Source organism: Clostridium boliviensis, assembly GCF_033342255.1.
GTDB classification, from domain to species: domain Bacteria; phylum Bacillota; class Clostridia; order Lachnospirales; family Lachnospiraceae; genus Lacrimispora; species Lacrimispora boliviensis.
This window is the reverse complement of record NZ_JAWONS010000103.1, coordinates 41,764-61,651: the sequence shown is the minus strand read 5'-3', so window position 1 is coordinate 61,651 and position 19,888 is coordinate 41,764. Positions and strand designations below refer to the sequence as shown.

The window sequence follows — 19,888 nt, the reverse complement described above, 5'->3', positions numbered from 1 at the left end:
TCCATGTGCGTTGCAATACCAGGAAAAGTTTTGGATATAAAGGGAAGTTATGCCAGTGTGAATGTAATGGACAATATGATCGATGTGAATATAAATCTTGTGGATGCCGGGATCGGAGATTATGTCCTAATTCATGCAGGTTGTGCCATAGAAGTGATAAGCGCAGATACAGCCCAGGATATTTTAAGTCTGTTATCAGAACTTCAGGAGGACAGATATGACGATCCAGGAAGTGATTGATGAACTGAAAAACTACGACGGGAAACCGGTAAAAATCATGGAGGTGTGCGGAACTCATACGTCCAGCATATTTAAAAATGGTATCAGGAGTATGATTTCTCCGGACATCCAGCTGATTTCCGGCCCTGGATGTCCGGTTTGTGTTACCTCACCCTCCTATATTGACCGTCTGACTGATTTTTCCTTAAAGAAGGATCATTGTGTTCTGACCTTCGGTGATATGATGAAGGTAAAAGGCAGCAGCATGTCCTTAACAGAAGCAAAGGCAGCAGGAGGTAATGTAAAAATACTTTATTCTCCTTTAATGGCTGCAAAGGAAGCCTGGGAACATAAAAATATCCAATATCTGTTTGCGGCTGTGGGATTTGAAACAACGGCGCCCATCTATGCGCTGATGATTAATGAGATGCAGCAAAAGAAGATCACAAATCTAAAGCTTTTAACTTCAATAAAGACAATTGTCCCTGCCCTCTCCTATATCTGTGAAAAAGAAAAAAACATCGATGCATTTTTAAGTCCTGGTCATGTAAGTGTGACAACAGGAGCTGAAAGTTACCGGGAACTGGCAGAAACATACCAGAAGCCTTTTGTAATTGCAGGTTTTGAAGGAGAGCTGATTCTGGCAGCTGTTTATGAAATTATGCGTCAGTTAAAGTCCGGGCATTTTAAAGTGAAAAATATGTATGCAAAAGTAGTAAGAGAAAAGGGAAATGAAAGAGGCCGTGCCTTGCTGCAGCAGTATTTTGAACAGAGAGATGATTTCTGGCGGGGAATTGGCATTATAAAAAATTCTGCCTTAACTCTGAAAAAGGAATATGAGATCTATGACGGAGGCAGCTGCATGTACGAGGAACAAGAGGAGATGCCCAAAGGCTGTAAATGCACGGATATCATTCTGGGACGGAAGACACCTTTCGAATGTCCTCTGTTTAAAACGGTCTGTACGCCGCTCCATGCAGTGGGTCCCTGTATGGTGTCGTCAGAAGGAGCCTGCGGGATCTGGTATGAGTACAGTGGAAAGGAGTCATACATAAATTATGAAAATTGATATATCTTACGGCAGCGGAGGGAAACAGACCGGTGACCTGATCAATCGTGTATTTTTAAAACATTTTCATAATAAAACGTTAAACAGGCTTGAAGATTCGGCTGTGGTATCTCTTGAAGGTAAGATCGCCTATACAACCGATTCCTTTGTTGTTACTCCTCTTTTTTTTAAGGGTGGAAACATAGGGAAGCTGGCTGTGTGCGGAACCGTCAATGATCTGTCCATGATGGGAGCAGTTCCCAGGTATCTAACTGCAGGTTTTATTATTGAAGAAGGAATGGAACTGGAAACCATTGATGAAATTGCCCATTCCATGGCTTTATCAGCCAAAGAGGCAGGCGTAAAGATTGTTGCAGGAGATACAAAGGTGGTGGAAGGAAACGGAGGTGTTTATATTAACACTTCCGGTATCGGTGAAGTAAAAAAAAGAGGTATCAGCATATCGGGCTGTAAACCAGGGGATGCCGTCATTCTATCAGGAAACCTGGGAGAACATCATGCAGCAATTCTTTCTCACCGAATGGGAATAGAAAATCAGATACCCAGCGATTGTGCGCCCCTGACATCAATCGTTCAAAATTTACTGGACAGCAAAATCCGGGTGCACTGCATGCGCGATGTAACCAGAGGCGGTCTGGCAACAGTTTTAAATGAAGCAGCAGACCAGTCCTCATGCAGAATAGAAATATGGGAGGAGAATCTACCAGTCAGTCAGAAGGTGAAAGGCTTCTGTGGTATTCTGGGGCTGGATCCTCTCTATATGGCAAATGAAGGAAAGATGATTGCTGTTGTTCCCGGTAATCAGGCGCAAAAGGCATTAAAGGCAGTGCAGAACAGCAAATATGGTACCAACGCCAGAATAATTGGAACAATAATGGAAGGAAACGGAGTCATGATGAAAACCAGGCTTAAGGGATTGCGGTCCATTGATCTTCTTTATGGAGAAGGCCTTCCCAGAATCTGTTAAAGTAAGAGGAGTCAGCCAGTTAATAGCTGGCTTCTTTTTTGCTTTTTTACCTGTACAATTCCCATTGACTCACTGACAACTTATTTGTTATAATAAAGTTGCTTCTTTTGGAGCAAAAGGAGAATAAATGTATGGAAAAAGAGAAAAAACGTCAAATTTCGCTGCAACGGGCAGAAGAATTAAAAGGAAGAATTGAAGATTTTCTTGAGGCAAGAAAATCGATTCCTAATGGCATCAGCAAAGATCATGTGCTGAGAGAACGGAAAAACAGAATTCTTCATATTTATTCTGCTACGGAAAAAGACTGGAATGACTACAGATGGCAGCTGAAGAACAGAATTACCGATGTGGAAAGTTTAAGCCGGATTCTTCCGGTCAATGAAAAAGAAAAGCAGCTGATTGAGGAAGTGGGAAGAAAATTCCGATGGGCCATTTCTCCGTATTACTTAAGTCTGGCAGATCCGGATAACAGATTTGATCCCATACGCCTCATGAGTATCCCAAACCATAAGGAGCTGGAAGATTCCTGCATGGATTTAGATCCTATGGCGGAAGAATACACCAACCCTGCCGGCTGTATTACCAGAAGGTATCCGGACCGGCTGATTATCAACGTAACCAATGAATGTGCCATGTACTGCAGACACTGCCAGAGAAGGCGCAATATTGGGGAACAGGATGTTCATCGTTCCCGTGATAAGATTTTAGAATCAATCCAATACATAAAAGAGAATGAGGAGCTCAGAGATGTTTTGATTACAGGGGGAGACGCACTGACCCTGTCTGACGAACAGCTGGAATGGATCATCAGTCAGCTAAAAGAGATACCTCATGTGGATTACATAAGGCTTGGAACCAGAATACCGGTGACGATGCCCCAGCGAATCACGAAAGAGCTCTGTGCCATTCTGAAGAAATATCACCCCATTTATTTAAACACTCATTTCAACCATCCCATGGAAATCACAAACGAATCAAAGGCAGCCTGTGAACGGCTGGCAGATGCCGGAATCGTCCTTGGAAATCAGGCGGTTCTCCTAAATGGTGTTAACAATGATAAATTTGTGATGCGCGTACTCAATCATGAGTTATTGAAATGCAGAGTAAGGCCCTATTATATTTTTCATGCAAAACATGTACAGGGAACCACGCATTTTAATACTTCAATCGAAGATGGAATTGAAATTATGGAATATTTAAGGGGATATACTTCCGGTCTGGCCATACCGACGTTTATCGTCAATGCGCCCAAGGGACAGGGAAAGACTCCTATATTCCCCAATTATATTATTTCCAGAGGTCCTGGTTACATAAAATTCAGAACCTGGGAAGGGAATATAATAAAGTATGAGGATCATGAGACAAAAGATATTCATGAGCTTCTTTGATTTAGAAAAACCGCTGGTCCACAGGCGATTCGCTTATGGATCAGCGGTTTCTACGCTATTTTAAAATTCTTTTAACCATTAACTGCCTGGCGTTTCATCTGGCTGATGGCTTCGATGACCGGTGGCAGATATAATATTACAATAGTTACAACCATCTCAGGCACAATATAGGTGGCGTTATATCCAAAGGTATACAAAAGCGGATTCATGTCTTCCGGTACATAGGAAGCAAAGAATATGTAACCGGAAATAACATGGCAGAGATATCTGCCTAAAACACCCACGATATAACCAGGAATCAGACCATACTTTCTATTATGAAACAATCCTGAAAGTCCCAGGCATCCAAATGCAATGGGATAGTCTAATAGAACCTGAACGGGCGCATAGATGTATGGTCCCATGATAAACTGAAGAATTCCGTATGCCACTCCTGTCATGATTCCGGCCTTAATGCCGTAGATATAGCCGATGAGACAGATGAACAGCATGGAGAACAGTGTGATGGAACCACCGTATGGGAGTGAGGCAAATTTGATGAACGAAGTCACCATAGCCAGGGCCATTGCCCCTGCGCAGGTTACCATCTGCCGGGTTTTCAGCTGTCTGGTAGGCAGAGCTTTGCCTGTGAGCAGATGAAGTCCCAGAAGAATCACCAAAAGTGCGGCAACCATCAGCCCGTATCCGGCTGGTTTTAAAAAATATTCTCCGGATTCCTGAGAATAGGTTAGAAAAAATGACATAAAAAAACCTCCTTCGTATGCACAGGAGGGGATTACTACTACTATTGCTTCCTTCCGCCGGCATTGTCCGGTTCAAGTAGTAAGGGTCAGGTATATACCAATCTCAGCCCAAGGCTCCCCCAGCGTGTCATAATTTTTTCATTTCGGTGTGAGTATAACCCAAATGAAAGTTCTTGTCAAGTTATTTGAAACTGTAAAATAAGTATAAAAAAGTAAATTAAGCACAACCTAGTAAAGTAGTGCATCATAGCATTTTTCTATTAAAATACAGATGCGGAGGTTGTGTTATGACAGGTTTTATCATAGCTCTGATTTCAGGAGCACTCATGAGCATACAGGGGGTATTAAATACGGGAGTTTCCAAGCAGACAAGCATGTGGGTTTCCACTGGCTGGGTTCAGCTGACCGCATTTTTAACATGTCTGGTTTTGTGGTATTTCTCAGGCAGGGACAATATTTCAGCTCTGCTTTCGGTTCATCCCAAATATCTGCTGATCGGGGGGATTATCGGTGCATTTATTACGTATACAGTTGTAAAAAGCATGGGAACCTTAGGACCTGCAAAGGCAGCTCTGATAATCGTGGTATCCCAGATCATTGTTGCCTATGCAGTGGAGGTTTTTGGATTGTTCGGGGTGGAAAAGGTGGGCTTTGAATGGAAAAAACTAATTGGAGCCGTTGTTGCCATCATCGGCATTATAATCTTCAACTAATTTGGAAATAGTGCTTGTATTTACTTATTTCTTTAGGTAGAATAGGTACAAGGGCTGAGGATGGAATCCTTTTTTGCAAAATTTTGTAAAGGGAGGATTCCATGAACTATCATAGGATTAAGATCGCAGTCATAGCTTTGTGCGTATTACTATGCAGCATTTGCTATGGCTTAAACAGAAATCATAAATACCGGGAAGAAAAAGCATTTGTTTCCATTCAGGAGCCGCCTGTTACCTCAGAAGAGGAAACTCCGGCTTCGGATTCCCAGGAATCACCGGAAGTGCCGGAGGTACCGTCACGTATTTGCTATGTACATATATGCGGAGAGGTGGTTTCTCCAGGAGTCTATGAGCTGGAGGAGGGAAGCCGTGTTTTTCAGGCTGTCGCTGAGGCCGGAGGTTTTACGGAGAATGCAGCTGCCGATACGTTAAACATGGCAGAACAGGTCAAAGACGGGATGAAGATTCAGGTGCCGGATCAGGAGGAAGCCAAAAGGCTTCTGGATCAGGGAACATCTGTCTTGGGAAATTTACCGGAAGGCAGTCATAAGGTGAATCTTAACACGGCAGGGAAGGAAGAACTGATGACCTTAAGAGGTGTGGGAGAGGCAAAGGCGGATGACATCATTCGTTACCGGGAAAGCCACAGCGGATTTCAGAAGATTGAAGACATCATGAAGATATCAGGGATTAAGGAGGCAGCCTTTCAGAAGATAAAAGATGATATTACGGTTTAAATAGAAGACAGAGGTGTAAAATGGCAAGTGTTTTAGTAGTAGATGATGAAAAATTAATTGTTAAGGGAATGAGATTCAGTCTGGAGCAGGACGGTATGGAAGTGGACTGTGCCTATGATGGAGAGGAAGCCATCAATCTGGCAAAGCAGAAGGAATACGATGTAGTGCTTTTGGATGTTATGCTTCCCAAATTTGACGGATATGAAGTTTGTCAGGCGATCCGGGAATTTTCTGAGATGCCGATCATTATGCTGACAGCTAAGGGCAATGATATAGATAAGATTCTTGGGCTGGAGTACGGAGCCGATGATTATATTACAAAGCCCTTTAATATTCTGGAGGTAAAAGCCAGAATTAAGGCGATTATGCGCAGAAATGCCAAGAAGGCAAGACGGGACCGGAAGGAAGACAGTCATCTGGTAACAGCCGGCGATTTAAAGCTGGACAGGGATGCCAGACGGGTCTTTATCGCAGACAAGGAGATCAATTTAACAGCTAAGGAATTTGATCTTCTGGAGCTTTTAACCTGTAATCCCAGCAAGGTTTACAGCAGAGAACAGCTGCTTACTTATGTATGGGGGAACAAGGCTATGGATACGGGCGATGTCCGTACGGTAGATGTTCATGTCAGGCGACTGAGGGAGAAGATAGAACCCAGCCCCAGTGATCCCAAATATGTGCATACCAAGTGGGGCGTGGGATATTATTTCCGCGTCTAGTGAAAAAAAGGAGGATTTCTGCCGGGAGACCGGAGAGATCCGCCTTTTCTTAAATTAAGGAGTGCTGACACAATGAAAAAAAGCCCGCAGGGGGAACGATGGAGAAGGCTTGATAATACGGCAAAAATCTTTCCTGTCATAGCCGATGAAAACTTAAGTAATGTGTTCCGCATCAGTGTCCAGCTGAAAAGCGAAGTGGTGCCTGGAACGCTGCAGAGAGCGTTAGAGGAAGTTCTGCCTCAGTTTGAAGGATTTTCCGTGAAACTGAGAAGGGGCTTTTTCTGGTATTATTTTGAACACAACAGCCGGATGCCGGTCATTGAACGGGAGACAACCTATCCCTGTAAATATATAGATCCCCACAGCAATCAGCTTTATTTATTCCGTGTTACCTATTTTGGCAGCCGGATCAATCTGGAGGTATTTCATGCTGTTACAGACGGACTGGGGGCCGTTAATTTCTTAAAGGCACTGGTTTACCGCTACCTTGATCTGGTAAGGGATTCAAGAACCGGTCACATGGCGCCTCAGAAGATTTCTTCCGATGTTTCCATGAATGTGGAGGACAGCTATGTCCGCCACTATAAGAAGATTAAAAAGCAGAAATACAGTTCCACAAAAGCCTATCATGTGACTGGGGAATTTCTTCCTCTTGATGAGGAGAATATTCTTCATGGCTATATCGGGCTGAAAGAGATTAAGGCAGTGAGTAAGCGTTACGGTGTCAGTATCACTCGTTTTTTAACAGCTGCCCTGATCTGGTCTATTTATCAGGAATATTTGAAAAAACAGCCGTCTGAAGAGTCCATCGGTATCAGCATTCCTATTAATCTAAGGAATTTTTTCGGTTCCGAGACAATGGCTAATTTTTTTGCAGTAACACTCGTAGAATTTTTTTCTTCAGGAGAGAATCATACCTTTGAGGATATCTTAAAGGCGGTCAGCACCCAGATGGATGAAAAAATCACAAAAGAGAAGATGGAGGAAACAATTTCCTATAATGTTTCCAATGAAAAGAAGTGGTATCTGCGAATTACACCTCTTGTGGTAAAATGGCTTGTTCTGAATCTGATCTTCTGGAAAAATAGTGATGCATATACCATGACACTGTCAAACATCGGTCCGATTCAAATAGATGAAGACTATGCAAAAGAGATTGAACGTTTTGCGATGTTGATCGGAGTTTCACGAAGACAGCCGATGAAATGCGGAGTCTGTTCTTATGAGGATGAGCTGATCGTTACCTTCAGTTCGGTTTTTCAGGATACAAGACTTCCGGATGCTTTTTTCGATTTTTTAAAGAAGGAGGGGATTCCGGTAGAACCTGAAAGCAATGGAGTGCCGGACCAGAGAGACGACAGAGGGCAGTATCCCCAGATCCGGTATGATAAGGAACGGCTGAAAAAGCTGGCCAATTTATTTTATGGAATTATGATCTTTGCGGCGGCAGTCCTTGGCATGATCAATTATGCCACCTATTCCGGTTCCGTCTGGTCTGTGATCGCAATTGTTTTAATGGCTTATTTTGTCATGACAGTCCGGTATTCCTTTATGCGTCATTCCAATCTGGCGGGGAAGGTTGTCATGCAGACCATAGCGGCAGAGATTGTATGGGTGTTTATTGATTATGAAATGGGATACAGCGGCTGGTCTGTAAACTATGGAATACCCAGTACCATCTTGTTTGCAGATCTGGGGGTGGTATTTTTGATTCTTGTTAACAGAATGAACTGGCAGAGCTATTTTATGTATCAGATTGCGGTAACTGTTTTTAGTTTTATTCCACTGATCCTATGGGCAGCAGGTCTGATTAACAGACCGCTGATGTCTTTTGTGACAGTAGTACTGACTGTGATAATTCTTGCTGTAACCATCGCTTTGGGTGACCGGAGAGTGAAAAATGAACTGATTCGGCGGTTTCATATATAGAATATGCAGTCTGAAAGGAGGAATCGCACATGAGAAGAAAAAAGGTGAGTGTGATGGGAAATCTGGTCAGGGATATGATGCAGAATGTGATGGAAACTTCTTTTAAGCAGCCAATTCAGAGCGGAGAACTGAGAAAGAATCCAGTTGAACCTGCCTGGGTGTGTCCGGCTGGATATGAATATGAGATTATAGAGAAGAATGATTTAAAAATGGAGTATTTAAGGCCTGTGGGAGTGGTCACAGGGCGGGTGATTTTACAGCTTCACGGAGGCGGCTATATTGGCCCAATGAAAAATATCTACCGGAGATTTGCAGTCCGGTATTCCAAAATCAGCTATGGAGGGGATGTCCTGATTCCCGATTACCGGGTGGCTCCGGAAAATCCCTATCCGGCTGCTTTGCAGGATGCGGTATCTGCTTACCAATGGCTGTTACAGGAGAAGGGGTATGCACCTGGGAATATTGTAATAGCAGGAGATTCGGCTGGAGGAGGTCTGGGTCTTGCTCTTGGACTTTATCTAAAGGACAATCACCTCCCTCTTCCGGGTGGTTTTCTTACCATGTCCGCCTGGACGGATTTAACAAACAGCGGGGAAAGTTATCAGGCTAATTATGAGCTGGATCCGCTTTTTGGCAATTCCACCCATAACATGCTTTACGATTCCACCTATATCGGAGAAGCGGATCCGATGGAGCCATATATCTCTCCGCTGTTTGGAGATTTCAGTGGTTTTCCGCCAGTACTTATGCAGGTGGGAAATTATGAGGTTCTGTTAAGCGATACCCTTCTGGTGGGGGATAAGCTGAAAACGGCAGGAGTGAAATGCCGGGTATCTGTCTTTGAAGGGATGTTTCATGTATTTCAGATGGGTCTGGATCTGATACCGGAGAGCCGGGAAGCCTGGGAAGAAGCGGAAGAGTTCTTGCGTGTTGTCTATCATATTAATATAAAACCAGAAGGAAAGGTTGTCCGGAAAGTGAAGACAGGGCAGAAAAAGTCTGCAAGAGATATCACTGGCTTTTTGATTGCGATGATGAAGAAGGAACTGAATGGATAGAGGGGATACGAATGAAAATCACGTTGGTGACTGTGGGGAAGATCAAAGAAAAATTTTATACTGACGCTATAGCCGAATACAGCAAACGATTGAGCCGTTACTGCAAACTGGAGATTATTCAGGTTGCGGATGAAAAGACGCCAGATCATGCCAGTGAGACGGTGGAACGGCAGATCAAGGAGAAGGAAGGTGAGAGAATTCTTCTCTCCATAAAGGAAGGGGCTTATGTGATCGCTTTGGCCATAGACGGAGATACGCCTGATTCGGTGAAATTATCGGAAAAAATAGCGGCTCTTGGTGTCGGCGGAGTAAGTCAGATTGTATTTATCATCGGCGGTTCCCTTGGCCTGGCTGACGCTGTATTAAAGCGGGCGGATTACAAGCTGAGCTTTTCCAACATGACATTTCCTCATCAGTTGATGCGGGTGATTTTGCTGGAACAGATTTACCGGAGTTACCGGATTATGAATGGGGAACCGTATCATAAATAAGTGTAATACTGATGATAATATGCAGTGGCTAAGAAATATAGCTATAGGTTAAAGGTTACAGCTTCTGCATATAAGGATTCGAAGCTATTGGAAACAGTTACGGAATACTCTTTCAGGGTTTCATCAATCGTCTGATTCTTGAATTCGTCACGCGATCCGTATGTAATATCTAGATATCATTCAGATTCTCTTTTACGGTTTGAAATGCCTGTTATATTTAAAAAAAGGAGTATAAACCTATGCCAAAAAAAACTTTATTCATTTTTATAATAATATTATTGTTATCAACCGGATGCAGCAATGAAAAAAAGGATAAATACTTTAAAGGAATTGTTTCAGAAGACACAGATACTTTCTTTATAGTAATTCCAAATGAAGATGATCCCATAAAAGAAATGGGCAATAAAGTTTGGGTCCCTAAAAAAGTAGTATCTGCAGATGGAATACCAGACATTTCTGTTGATGATAAGATACAGGTTATATATAAAGATGCAGAGAAAGTTGATGATGGTATAAAACTAGATATAGTTTATGCAATTTACAAAGAGTCGGAGATTGAGTAATAATCAGGCTAAAAAACAGAGGTCATTACACTATTTTGTGTAATGGACCCTGTAATAACCTAGCCAATGAGAATATCAAATTCTGTTATGTACATTTATTATTCGCAGGGGGCTGACTAATTAGGAGTCAGCCCCTTGCTTTACTATTTACCAAATAATATAATCACAATTAATTAAATTGATGGACACACCTCTGTTGCCCCAACCATCGTTTACCGTTACGTAATTTGAGCTTCCTGAAACATTATATCCATACCCAATACGCGCTGGGCATAGCCGTCGCCGTCACACTAGGAACTTATATAAACTAGACCCAGGTATTTTTTTACCTTAATGTTTCTTAAAACAATTACTTTATTATTAATTTTATCTGTTTTAGATAATTAACAGGAACGGTTGTGAAAGTATACCATTTCTATTATAATATACATACATAAAACAGTTGGACTTTAAACATAATGTTTCACATTTGTGTAATTGCAGAATACATTGCGTCGTATGGAATGAATTGCTGTAATCAGACAAGTGGAAAGGCGTAGAATATGAGATTAATATTTGGAACAGGAAATCCTGCCAAACTATCAGCTATGAAGAAACGATTGTCAGGATTTGATTTAGAAATAGTCGGATTAAAGGATTTAAATATCGAGATACCAGAAGTACCGGAAACCGGTTCAACACCATTAGAAAATGCTTATCAAAAAGCCACAGCATATTATAAAATACTTATGGAACCGGTTTTTTCATGTGATTCAGGGCTATACTTCGATCAGGTACCAGATGAAATTCAGCCGGGAGTACATGTAAGAAACGTAAATGGCAGAACTTTGACAGATGATGAAATGATTGAATACTACAGCGGACTGGCGGAAAAGTATGGAGATCTGACAGCCCGCTACCGCAATGCCATATGTCTTGTTGTGGATGACCAGCATATTTATCAGGCAATGGAAGAGAGTATGGCAAGCGAACCATTTCTTTTGAAAGCAAAACCCCATGTCAACAGGATAAAAAAGGGGTTCCCCTTAGACAGTCTGTCTGTTGATATAAAAACGGGTAAGCATTTTTACGATCTGGATAAGAGTGTGCTTGATACAGTTGCGGTAGAAGATGGATTTTTAGAATTTTTCCGGAAATTTATAATTACCCAGAAAAGGAGTATGGAACGATGAAAGAAAAACTGCTTGCACCAATCCTTTCTGGGGAAGAGGAACTGATCCTTGCAGATACCCGGGAGTTATATAGTAAAATAGAGAGGGAAGAAGAGGTCCGGGATGCGCTGTTACAGAACATCCATATGACTGGGGAGGATATCTCCCGGATGCAGTTTTCCGCAGTGATTTTTGAAAACTGCTTTTTTCAGGACTGCTCCTTTGAAAAAGGGGAATTTACGGATGTTATTTTTCGTTCCTGCGATTTTTCCAATTGCGGCTTTGAAGACTGTTACTTAAACCGGACGGAGTTTAAATCTTCCAAGGGAGTAGGTACCCGGTTTTGCGGCAGCACCATGCTTCATACCAGAATTTCCGACTGTAATTTCCGCTATGCTAATTTTGATGGTTCCAAAATGGAACACATTCATTTTGGAGCATCCGATCTGGAGGGGAGTTTTCTTACCCAGTGCCGCACGAAGGATATTGTATGGAACCAGGTGAATTTAAACAATGCCAGTTTCTTTAAGACCATGCTGAAAGGAATGGATTTTACCAGCAGCACCATACAAAATCTGGTGCTGTCTGATGAGTGCAGGGAACTTAAGGGTGCTGTTGTGGATTTGTATCAGGCTGCGGAACTGGCAAAATATTTAGGGATAGTTGTAAAAAGTTAAAGTTGAATCATTTTTGAATCTGTACCAGGGTAGCTTTGGGGCATAGGCAAAGACCTATCTCCTGCTAAGCCCCATAGAGGATAGATGGGATCATAAAATTGAGGAAATGCGGCATATGTAGGAAAAAGATTTTGTCTATGCCCCGCAAACTCGTAACGGTGGGGCATAAATAAAGAGCCGACTGCTGATATGCCCCCAATACGGATTACAGAAGGTAGAGAAGGTACTTAAATTGGAGAAATGGGGTAGAGGGGTGAAAAAAACGTTATCTATGCCCCGTTTTAATTAAAACCCTTTTTCAATTCTCATTTTTAATTCAGTATTAAGTATAAGGTGTTATTTTACGCGATTCTGTGGTAAAATACTGGAGATACAGCGGGTAAACGAGTGTTGAAAAGGAGGCGGGTTATTTTATGATGGAACCCTCAAAGACTGCATAGCATGGGTTATGCAGTGAAACGATAAGTAATTGTACAGCCTTTGCTATTCCGGACAGAAAATATGTTTGGGAGGCAGCGATGCGCTATCAGAAGGCCAATGAAATTCTGCCAGAAGAGCTGGTGGAACTGATTCAGAATTATATTGATGGGGAGTATGTCTATATCCCCAGAAAACAGGAAAATAAAAGAACCTGGGGAGAAGGAACCGGAGCCAGAGAAGAGCGGAAACGCAGGGACCGTTCTATCTATAAAGATTATGTTTCCGGATTTTGTGTAAAGATTCTGGCGGAGCGTTATTATCTGTCAGAGAAAAGCATACAAAGGATCGTGCTCCAGGAAAAGAAAAGAATACAGACGGTGTGTCAGGAATAATGATGCGCTGTCTTTTTTTTGTTTCATAAACGAAAGTGAGGTAGGAAGGCTGCACAGTTCATAGTAGAGTTATCCGTAAAGAAGACAATATGGAGGAAGATATGAAACGTAATTTACGGAAACTGTGGCTGATTGTTCCCGACCAGCTGCCAGCTGTTTTAAGAAGGTGCCCCAAATGCAAAGGAAAAAGGCAATTTCAAAACAGCGGAAAATTCAGGGTAAACGCCAATGGAAAACTTCTTGATGTATGGCTGATTTACCGATGCAGCCATTGTGACACTTCCTGGAATATGACCATTATAGAACGGGCAAATAAAGAGAACATAAATAAATCGGAGTATGAGGGGTTTTTAAGCAACAGCCCCGGTCTGGCAGCCAGCTATGGAAGTGACAGGGAACTGTTTATAAAAAATAAAGCAGAAATAGCGGAAATAAAAGCCGGATATCATATCCTTGAGACGGAAACTATTGCACCGGTTAATGAAACTGCCTATATGGAGATACAGATAAAAAATCCTTCAGGTCTGAAGCTCAGGGCAGATGCCATGCTTGCAGGTGAGCTTTCAGTCTCCAGGAGCCGGATTAAAAAATGGTTTGACAGCGGACTGGTGACATCAGGACGCGAAGTCCTTTTGTCCGGGGCAAAAATCGTAGATGGAATGTTGATCCAGATAAAAAAGGAGGAAGCCATCAGGCAGGAATCGCTTGACGTTTGAATCATGCTGATTTATTCTTATAATGTAATAAAGTATAAGAGCAAGGGTGATGAGAAGTATGATAAAAACAGTTGCATCCGTAGGTCTGCCTGTAGGAGAAAGCTGGAACATATATAAGAACAGATTAGAGCCTGAGACAGTAACCGGGAAAGAGAAGCGGCTCAGTATTGTCACCGGAGTTCATGGAGACGAGCTGGAGGGCCAGTTTGTATGTTATGAGATTAACCGAATTCTCAGGGAAAACAGGGAACATTTAACAGGGATTGTGGATATTTACCCGGCACTGAATCCACTGGGAATTGATTCGATTACCAGAGGCCTGCCCGGGTATGATATTGATATGAACCGGATTTTTCCAGGCGATGAAGAGGGAGCCGTATCGGAACACATTGCCTCCCAGATCATGGATGACATCTCCGGATCTGATTTCTGTGTGGATTTACATGCCAGCAATATCTTTTTAAGAGAGATTCCCCAGATCCGTATGAGCGAAGCCTATGCTGACCAGCTGATTGGCTATGCAAAGCTGATGAATGTGGATCTGGTCTGGATTTATGAGAATGCCGTAGTGTTGGATTCCACCCTGTCCCATGGGTTAAACAGCATCGGAGTCCCTACCTTTGTGGTTGAAATGGGAGTGGGGATGCGGATCACAACAAGCTATGGAAAGCAGCTGGCACAAGGAATTCTCTGCCTGATGAAGGAACTGGGAATCTGGACTGGAGAGACTATTATCCCCAAGGAACCCATGATTTCATTTAATAGGAAGCTGGGTCTTTTGCATGCGGAGAGCCCGGGGATATTTATGCCTCTGGTGGAGCATCTGGGGATTGTAAAAGAAAGCCAGCCCATCGGACAGATATTAAATCCCCTGACCGGTACGATTCTGGAGGAAGTGGTTTCCCCCATTGACGGACTGGTGTTTACTCTCAGAGAATATCCGGTGGTATCGCCAGGATCATTGCTGGCACGGGTGCTGGGAGGTGTACTGGTATGAGAAAAGAAAGCATTTTCACCCTTAAGAATCTTTACAGGGACGATATGAATTTATATGGCTATCATTTTGGAAAAGGGGAAAAGTCGGCGTGTATTGTAGGTGCCTGCAGAGGCAATGAAGTGCAGCAGCTCTACATCTGTTCCCAGTTAATCAGGCAGTTAAAGGAGTTAGAAGAGCGGGGAGCTATTATTAAGGGCAACGAGATTCTGGTCATCCCCACCGTAAATACCGCATCTCTTAATGTAGGAAAACGGTTCTGGCCTGCCGATGATTCGGATATCAACCGCATGTATCCTGGTGACGGAAGGGGAGAAACCACAAAAAGGATTGCAGCAGGTATCTTTGACGCTGTGAAGGAATATAGCTATGGAATCCAGTTTACCAGCTTTTATATACCTGGTCATTTTGTGCCTCATGTGCGTATGATGGATACAGGATTTCAGAATCCAAGCCTTGCTAACCTTTTCGGACTTCCCTATGTGGTTGTCCGTGATGCCAAGCCATTTGATAAAGCAACACTGAATTATAACTGGCAGTTAAATAATACCAGCGCATTTTCCATCTATACAAGTGGAACAGATCAGATAGACGAACCCTCCGCCCGTATGGCGGTGGCTTCTGTACTGCGGTTTTTAACACGTATGGGAATGGTGCGTTACACCAGTCACAGCGGATATATTGCAACAGTTCTTCATGAAAGCGATTTATCCAGTGTAAGGACAGACTGTGCTGGTATATACCGCCCCCACGTAAAGCCCGGCGAGGAAGTGAGCAGGGGAGAGATTCTGGCAGACATTCTGGACCCGTACGAGGGAGAGATTATAAGCCAGATTCTGGCTCCTACAGAGGGAATTGTATTTTTTTCCCATTCCCAGCCATTTGTTACAGAGGGGGGAATCATATTTAAAATTATACGGCGGCTTCATGAATGATGTGCTGTAATAAAGGGAAAGGAGAGCGGATATGCAGTATGCTGCTCTTGAGCGTATGCTCATAAATTCAATCAGGGAAGTGCAGATGAAACTGGGATATGAAACAGAAGTCATTCGGTTTTATTATCCTGAAAAAGCACTGTTAAGAATCTTAGACGCAGGGGAAGCTAAAGCCGATGTAAAGGAAGCCATGAAGGAATTTAAGGCTTATGTAAAAGACCGGCTGGGAGAAATTAAAATCACAAAGAGCCAGGAACGGTTCTGCTTTCTGATTCCTCCAAAAGGCGCCCGATATGTCTGGGAACAGAAAGAAGAGAATGGATTTTTAAGAGAATTTATTGATACCATAGAAAAACCAGGAATTCAGCTTGAAGATCTAAAAACTGTGTTTCATAAATATTCGGACGGAAAATATATCTGTAAAAGGTGCGAGGGAGAGGAATGCGATTATATCATGTATTTTGAAGACTCAGACAAGGATTCCTATTGTTATTTTATAAAATTTCATGAGAACCATGCCACATATCACAGATTTCTGTCAGAAGACGTAAAAGAGATGGGATTTTAACAGATTTTATTTAAGAGGTCCGTTGTCTGCGCAAGAACATTGCCGCAGACAACGGACTTTTTTTAAGGCATAATTTGTCCCACTTTTCATATATTGAGGTAAGAGGAGGGATGAGAGTGGAGAGAAAAGACGAGCTGATCAATCTGTTTTCCAAAAACATAAGAGAAATCTTAAATAAGGTGGTCTTAAGCTTTGACGAAGTCCAGGAAATAAGGCTCCGCGTGGCTGCCCCTCTTATAATGGTATACAAAAACGAAGAATCTTATTTAACCAGATCAGGAGAGATCAGTAAGAGACTGGAAGATGCATATATAATTTCCAGAAACGAATTGAAGGAAACCATGGAATACATGAGCAATTACTCTTTGTATGCGTTTGAAGAGGAACTAAAGCAGGGCTTCCTTACGGTACAGGGGGGACACAGGATCGGAATTGCAGGTAAAACAATCCTTGATGAGTCCGGTATAAAAACCATGAAGTACATATCTTTTATGAATATCCGCCTGTCTCATCAGGTGAAAGGCTGTGCCTCACCCATACTGCCTTTCGTTTATAAAAATCACAGGGAAGTATGCCATACACTTATTATCTCCCCGCCCAGATGCGGAAAGACCACACTGCTTAGAGATTTAATCCGGCAGATATCAGATGGCTCCGGAGAATTTGAAGGCATGAATGTGGGAGTGGTGGATGAACGGTCTGAGATAGGAGCCTGCTATCAGGGGGCGCCGCAAAATGATCTGGGAATCCGCACCGATATTTTAGACTGCTGTCCGAAGGCAAAGGGAATGATGATGTTAATCCGCACCATGTCTCCCAGAGTAATTGCAGTGGATGAAGTGGGGAGCAGAGAAGATTTAGATGCCATAGAGTATGTGATGAACTGCGGATGTAAGCTGATAGCAACAGTACATGGCAGCTCCATAGAGGATTTAAAGCAGAAGCCGGTGCTCAGAACACTTTTGGAAGAGAGGATTTTTGAACGGTATATCGTGTTAAATAACTTAGGCAGAATTGGAAACATCGACCAGATCTTTGATTCCAGGGGAACCCAGTTGTATAAGGCGAATATATATCAGACCGGATACCGGCCGGATAAGCAGGAGAGCAGGGCATATGGGTAATACATGGTTGAGACTGACAGGGGCAGCCCTTGTAATCATATCCTGCTCCGGTCTTGGTTTTTATATGGCAGCTCAGTGGAATGAGCATTTAAAAACAGTGGAGCATTTAAGAAAAATGGTTTTTCTTTTAAAAGGAGAAATCGTCTATGCCAATTCTCCCCTGGCTGAAGCTTTTGAGCGGACAGGCAGGAAGGCAGGGGGGCAGATGGGGGACTTGTTTTTAAAGGTTTCAGAACGGTTAATGGGGCAGAGAGGTGAAAGCTTTTACGGAATCTGGCAGGAGGAGATTGACGTGCTTCCCAAAGCAGTATGCCTTTCTGCTGAGGATAAGCAGAATTTAAAGGGGCTGGGAGAGCATCTGGGATATTTAGATACCGGAATGCAGGAAAGGACAATCCTCCTTTATCTGGAACAGCTGGATCTGACAATCGGATATTTAAGAAATCATAAGCAGGAAAAAAGCCGGTTATATACGAGCCTTGGTATTATGGGCGGTCTATTCCTGACCATAGTCATGTATTAAGGAGGATAGCATGGGAGTCAGTTTGATATTTAAAATTGCAGCAGTGGGAATCCTGGTCTCCGTCATCTGTCAGGTATTAAAGCACAGCGGGCGGGAAGAGCAGGCATTCTTAACAAGCCTGGCAGGGCTTATTCTTGTGCTGTTCTGGCTGGTACCTTATATCTATCAGTTGTTTGAATCAATAAAAAATTTATTTGCATTGTAGGTGAGAATATGACGGTTGTATCCATAGCTGTTGTGGGGATCGTGTCAGTATTACTGGCAGTTTCCTTAAAAGGAATAAAGGGGGAATATGGAACCTTTCTGGTCCTTGCGGCCGGGCTTTTTATCTTTTTTTATGGGGTTGGAAAGCTTACCACAATTCTTGACACCATGAAAGAAATCCAGTCCTACATAAAAATCAACAGCGTCTATCTGGCCACTCTGGTAAAGATGATCGGCATTACCTATATAGCGGAGTTCGCCTCCGGAATCTGTAAAGATTCTGGCTACGGCGCAGTAGGGACCCAGATTGAAATATTCGGAAAGCTCTCTGTACTGGCAGTCAGTATGCCAATTCTTCTGGCACTGATTGAGACACTGCAGGTATTTTTATCATGACAGGAGGAAGGAACATGAAAAGGAGGTTTCTGTTACTTCTGTGTATTCTGTGTTTTCTTTTTCCCGGCAGCCTTACCTGGGGGGCAGAGCCTCCGGCGAAAGACCAGGAAACAGAGGTTACCCAGGGACTTGATCTGGACCAGTATGATTTAAGTGATATTCAAAAGTTTCTGGATCAGAGAAATGGAAATCAGGGGCTGAATCTCTCCTTTCAGGATTTGATGAAAAGTCTCATGGATGGAAAGCTGAATGAAGTTTTAAGCCAGACTGGAAGTGCATTAAAAGAAATGCTTATGGGTGAGATTGAAACCAGCGGGCATATGATGGGGCAGATTCTTGTACTTGGTATCATTGGGGCGGTTTTTTCTAACTTTTCCAGCGTATTCACCGGCAGCCAGATTTCAGAAACCGGATTTTTTGTTACCTATTTATTATTGTTTACGTATCTGGCGGCCAGTTTCTTTACCAGTATTACCATAGTCAGCAATGTAGTGGGGCAGATACTGGGATTTATGAAAGTGCTGATGCCTGCGTATTTTCTGGCGGCAGCATTTGCGGGAAGCAGTGCAACGGCAGTGGCTTCCTATGAGTTTACCCTGTTTACTTTATCTGCGGCACAGTGGCTCTTAGGGTCTGTACTGCTGGCGCTGATCCGGGTGTATGCTCTTTTGGTCATGGCAGGTCATATCGCAAAGGAAGACATGCTTTCCAAGCTGACGGAGCTGCTGGAACAGATAGTTTCCTGGAGCTTAAAAACCCTGATCGGAGTGGTACTGGGCTTTCAGTTGATCCAGTCCATGGTACTTCCTTATGTAGATTCCTTAAAGACAGGGGCTCTTCAAAAGCTGGTGGGTGCGATTCCAGGTATTGGACAGGGCATCAGCTCGGTAGCCCAGATGGTGCTGGGGTCCGGCGTGCTGATTAAGAATACCATCGGAGCAGCCGGTATCCTGATTCTTCTGGTTCTTACCATTGTTCCCATCTTAAAGCTTGTTATATTAATGTTGTTTTATCAATGTGTGGCAGCCCTTTTGCAGCCGGTATGCGACAAACGGATTATTTCCTGTATCTCTGATATGGCAAAGGGACACAAAATGCTGCTGTCCGTTGCTGTATCAGGAATGATATTATTTATCGTTACCATAGCACTTGTGTGTGCCTCAACTAATGTTACTTATTATACAGGGTGAGC

Annotated in this window: 24 protein-coding genes and 1 riboswitch; of the genes, 23 read left to right on the top strand and 1 reads right to left on the bottom strand. The window is 43.0% G+C overall.

Annotated elements, in window-relative coordinates; genetic code table 11:
• Window positions 1-3: 3 nt before the first annotated feature.
• From RZO55_RS06340 to eam, 4 genes are all read left to right on the top strand, one after another.
• Window positions 4-240 carry a HypC/HybG/HupF family hydrogenase formation chaperone gene (locus RZO55_RS06340; protein WP_318063444.1) on the top strand — a complete coding sequence of 79 codons (237 nt, stop codon included), beginning with the start codon at window positions 4-6 and terminating at the stop codon, window positions 238-240.
• The gene (gene hypD / locus RZO55_RS06335; RefSeq protein ID WP_318063443.1) at window positions 218-1,288 is read left to right on the top strand and encodes a hydrogenase formation protein HypD; all 1,071 of its coding nucleotides are present in this window, start codon (window positions 218-220) and stop codon (window positions 1,286-1,288) included. Before RZO55_RS06340 ends, hypD begins: the two co-directional genes overlap by 23 nt.
• Window positions 1,278-2,255 (top strand): hydrogenase expression/formation protein HypE, encoded by a 978-nt coding sequence (gene hypE / locus RZO55_RS06330; protein ID WP_318063442.1) that lies wholly within the window; start codon window positions 1,278-1,280, stop codon window positions 2,253-2,255. The genes hypD and hypE overlap by 11 nt, the downstream gene beginning before the upstream one ends.
• A 131-nt stretch (window positions 2,256-2,386) precedes the next feature.
• On the top strand, window positions 2,387-3,643 hold the full coding sequence (gene eam, locus RZO55_RS06325) for a glutamate 2,3-aminomutase (protein WP_318063441.1): 1,257 nt from the start codon (window positions 2,387-2,389) through the stop codon (window positions 3,641-3,643).
• Between the two features lie 71 nt (window positions 3,644-3,714).
• Here the strand turns inward: eam and thiT are convergent, their stop codons facing one another.
• The gene (gene thiT, locus RZO55_RS06320; protein WP_318063440.1) at window positions 3,715-4,386 is read right to left on the bottom strand and encodes an energy-coupled thiamine transporter ThiT; all 672 of its coding nucleotides are present in this window, start codon (window positions 4,384-4,386) and stop codon (window positions 3,715-3,717) included.
• Between the two features lie 32 nt (window positions 4,387-4,418).
• Window positions 4,419-4,517: riboswitch (TPP riboswitch) on the bottom strand.
• Between the two features lie 156 nt (window positions 4,518-4,673).
• On the opposite strand from thiT, the gene RZO55_RS06315 reads away from it, so the two are divergent.
• The 19 genes from RZO55_RS06315 to RZO55_RS06225 all read left to right on the top strand — a co-directional run bounded on the left by RZO55_RS06315 (window position 4,674) and on the right by RZO55_RS06225 (window position 19,886).
• The gene (locus RZO55_RS06315; RefSeq protein ID WP_318063439.1) at window positions 4,674-5,099 is read left to right on the top strand and encodes a DMT family transporter; all 426 of its coding nucleotides are present in this window, start codon (window positions 4,674-4,676) and stop codon (window positions 5,097-5,099) included.
• Between the two features lie 101 nt (window positions 5,100-5,200).
• Window positions 5,201-5,836 (top strand): helix-hairpin-helix domain-containing protein, encoded by a 636-nt coding sequence (locus tag RZO55_RS06310; RefSeq protein WP_318063438.1) that lies wholly within the window; start codon window positions 5,201-5,203, stop codon window positions 5,834-5,836.
• Window positions 5,837-5,856: 20 nt separating this feature from the next.
• Window positions 5,857-6,555 (top strand): response regulator transcription factor, encoded by a 699-nt coding sequence (locus RZO55_RS06305; RefSeq protein WP_097003070.1) that lies wholly within the window; start codon window positions 5,857-5,859, stop codon window positions 6,553-6,555.
• Window positions 6,556-6,627: 72 nt separating this feature from the next.
• On the top strand, window positions 6,628-8,484 hold the full coding sequence (locus RZO55_RS06300) for a DUF6320 domain-containing protein (RefSeq protein ID WP_318063437.1): 1,857 nt from the start codon (window positions 6,628-6,630) through the stop codon (window positions 8,482-8,484).
• A 29-nt stretch (window positions 8,485-8,513) separates the two neighbouring features.
• A complete protein-coding gene (locus tag RZO55_RS06295) occupies window positions 8,514-9,542 on the top strand; it encodes an alpha/beta hydrolase (protein ID WP_318063436.1) in 1,029 nt (342 codons plus the stop codon).
• Between the two features lie 11 nt (window positions 9,543-9,553).
• Window positions 9,554-10,033 (top strand): 23S rRNA (pseudouridine(1915)-N(3))-methyltransferase RlmH, encoded by a 480-nt coding sequence (gene rlmH / locus RZO55_RS06290; RefSeq protein WP_288829269.1) that lies wholly within the window; start codon window positions 9,554-9,556, stop codon window positions 10,031-10,033.
• A gap of 239 nt (window positions 10,034-10,272) precedes the next feature.
• The gene (locus RZO55_RS06285; RefSeq protein ID WP_318063435.1) at window positions 10,273-10,596 is read left to right on the top strand and encodes a hypothetical protein; all 324 of its coding nucleotides are present in this window, start codon (window positions 10,273-10,275) and stop codon (window positions 10,594-10,596) included.
• A gap of 542 nt (window positions 10,597-11,138) precedes the next feature.
• The gene (locus tag RZO55_RS06280) at window positions 11,139-11,768 is read left to right on the top strand and encodes a non-canonical purine NTP pyrophosphatase (RefSeq protein ID WP_318063434.1); all 630 of its coding nucleotides are present in this window, start codon (window positions 11,139-11,141) and stop codon (window positions 11,766-11,768) included.
• Complete coding sequence (locus RZO55_RS06275) at window positions 11,765-12,424, top strand: pentapeptide repeat-containing protein (RefSeq protein WP_318063433.1); 660 nt, start codon at window positions 11,765-11,767, stop codon at window positions 12,422-12,424. Before RZO55_RS06280 ends, RZO55_RS06275 begins: the two co-directional genes overlap by 4 nt.
• Window positions 12,425-12,942: 518 nt before the next feature.
• The gene (locus tag RZO55_RS06270; RefSeq protein WP_318063432.1) at window positions 12,943-13,236 is read left to right on the top strand and encodes a CD3324 family protein; all 294 of its coding nucleotides are present in this window, start codon (window positions 12,943-12,945) and stop codon (window positions 13,234-13,236) included.
• Between the two features lie 101 nt (window positions 13,237-13,337).
• Window positions 13,338-13,952, top strand: coding sequence for a DUF1062 domain-containing protein (locus tag RZO55_RS06265; RefSeq protein WP_318063431.1), 615 nt, complete (start codon window positions 13,338-13,340; stop codon window positions 13,950-13,952).
• A gap of 58 nt (window positions 13,953-14,010) precedes the next feature.
• Window positions 14,011-14,949 carry a M14 family metallopeptidase gene (locus RZO55_RS06260; RefSeq protein ID WP_318063430.1) on the top strand — a complete coding sequence of 313 codons (939 nt, stop codon included), beginning with the start codon at window positions 14,011-14,013 and terminating at the stop codon, window positions 14,947-14,949.
• Window positions 14,946-15,881, top strand: a complete 936-nt coding sequence (locus RZO55_RS06255) for a M14 family metallopeptidase (RefSeq protein ID WP_318063429.1) — start codon at window positions 14,946-14,948, stop codon at window positions 15,879-15,881. The genes RZO55_RS06260 and RZO55_RS06255 overlap by 4 nt, the downstream gene beginning before the upstream one ends.
• 31 nt (window positions 15,882-15,912) lie before the next feature.
• Window positions 15,913-16,449: a DUF3877 family protein gene (locus RZO55_RS06250; RefSeq protein ID WP_318063428.1), complete on the top strand. Its 537-nt coding sequence runs from the start codon at window positions 15,913-15,915 to the stop codon at window positions 16,447-16,449.
• A 110-nt stretch (window positions 16,450-16,559) separates the two neighbouring features.
• Complete coding sequence (gene spoIIIAA, locus RZO55_RS06245; RefSeq protein WP_336624268.1) at window positions 16,560-17,573, top strand: stage III sporulation protein AA; 1,014 nt, start codon at window positions 16,560-16,562, stop codon at window positions 17,571-17,573.
• Entirely contained in the window at window positions 17,566-18,096 is a 531-nt protein-coding gene (locus RZO55_RS06240; protein WP_318063426.1) for a stage III sporulation protein AB, read from the top strand. The genes spoIIIAA and RZO55_RS06240 overlap by 8 nt, the downstream gene beginning before the upstream one ends.
• A gap of 10 nt (window positions 18,097-18,106) precedes the next feature.
• Window positions 18,107-18,301 carry a stage III sporulation protein AC gene (spoIIIAC, locus tag RZO55_RS06235; protein WP_097003046.1) on the top strand — a complete coding sequence of 65 codons (195 nt, stop codon included), beginning with the start codon at window positions 18,107-18,109 and terminating at the stop codon, window positions 18,299-18,301.
• An 8-nt stretch (window positions 18,302-18,309) separates the two neighbouring features.
• Window positions 18,310-18,696: a SpoIIIAC/SpoIIIAD family protein gene (locus tag RZO55_RS06230; RefSeq protein WP_318063425.1), complete on the top strand. Its 387-nt coding sequence runs from the start codon at window positions 18,310-18,312 to the stop codon at window positions 18,694-18,696.
• Window positions 18,697-18,710: 14 nt separating this feature from the next.
• The gene (locus RZO55_RS06225) at window positions 18,711-19,886 is read left to right on the top strand and encodes a stage III sporulation protein AE (RefSeq protein ID WP_318063424.1); all 1,176 of its coding nucleotides are present in this window, start codon (window positions 18,711-18,713) and stop codon (window positions 19,884-19,886) included.
• Window positions 19,887-19,888: the final 2 nt, after the last annotated feature.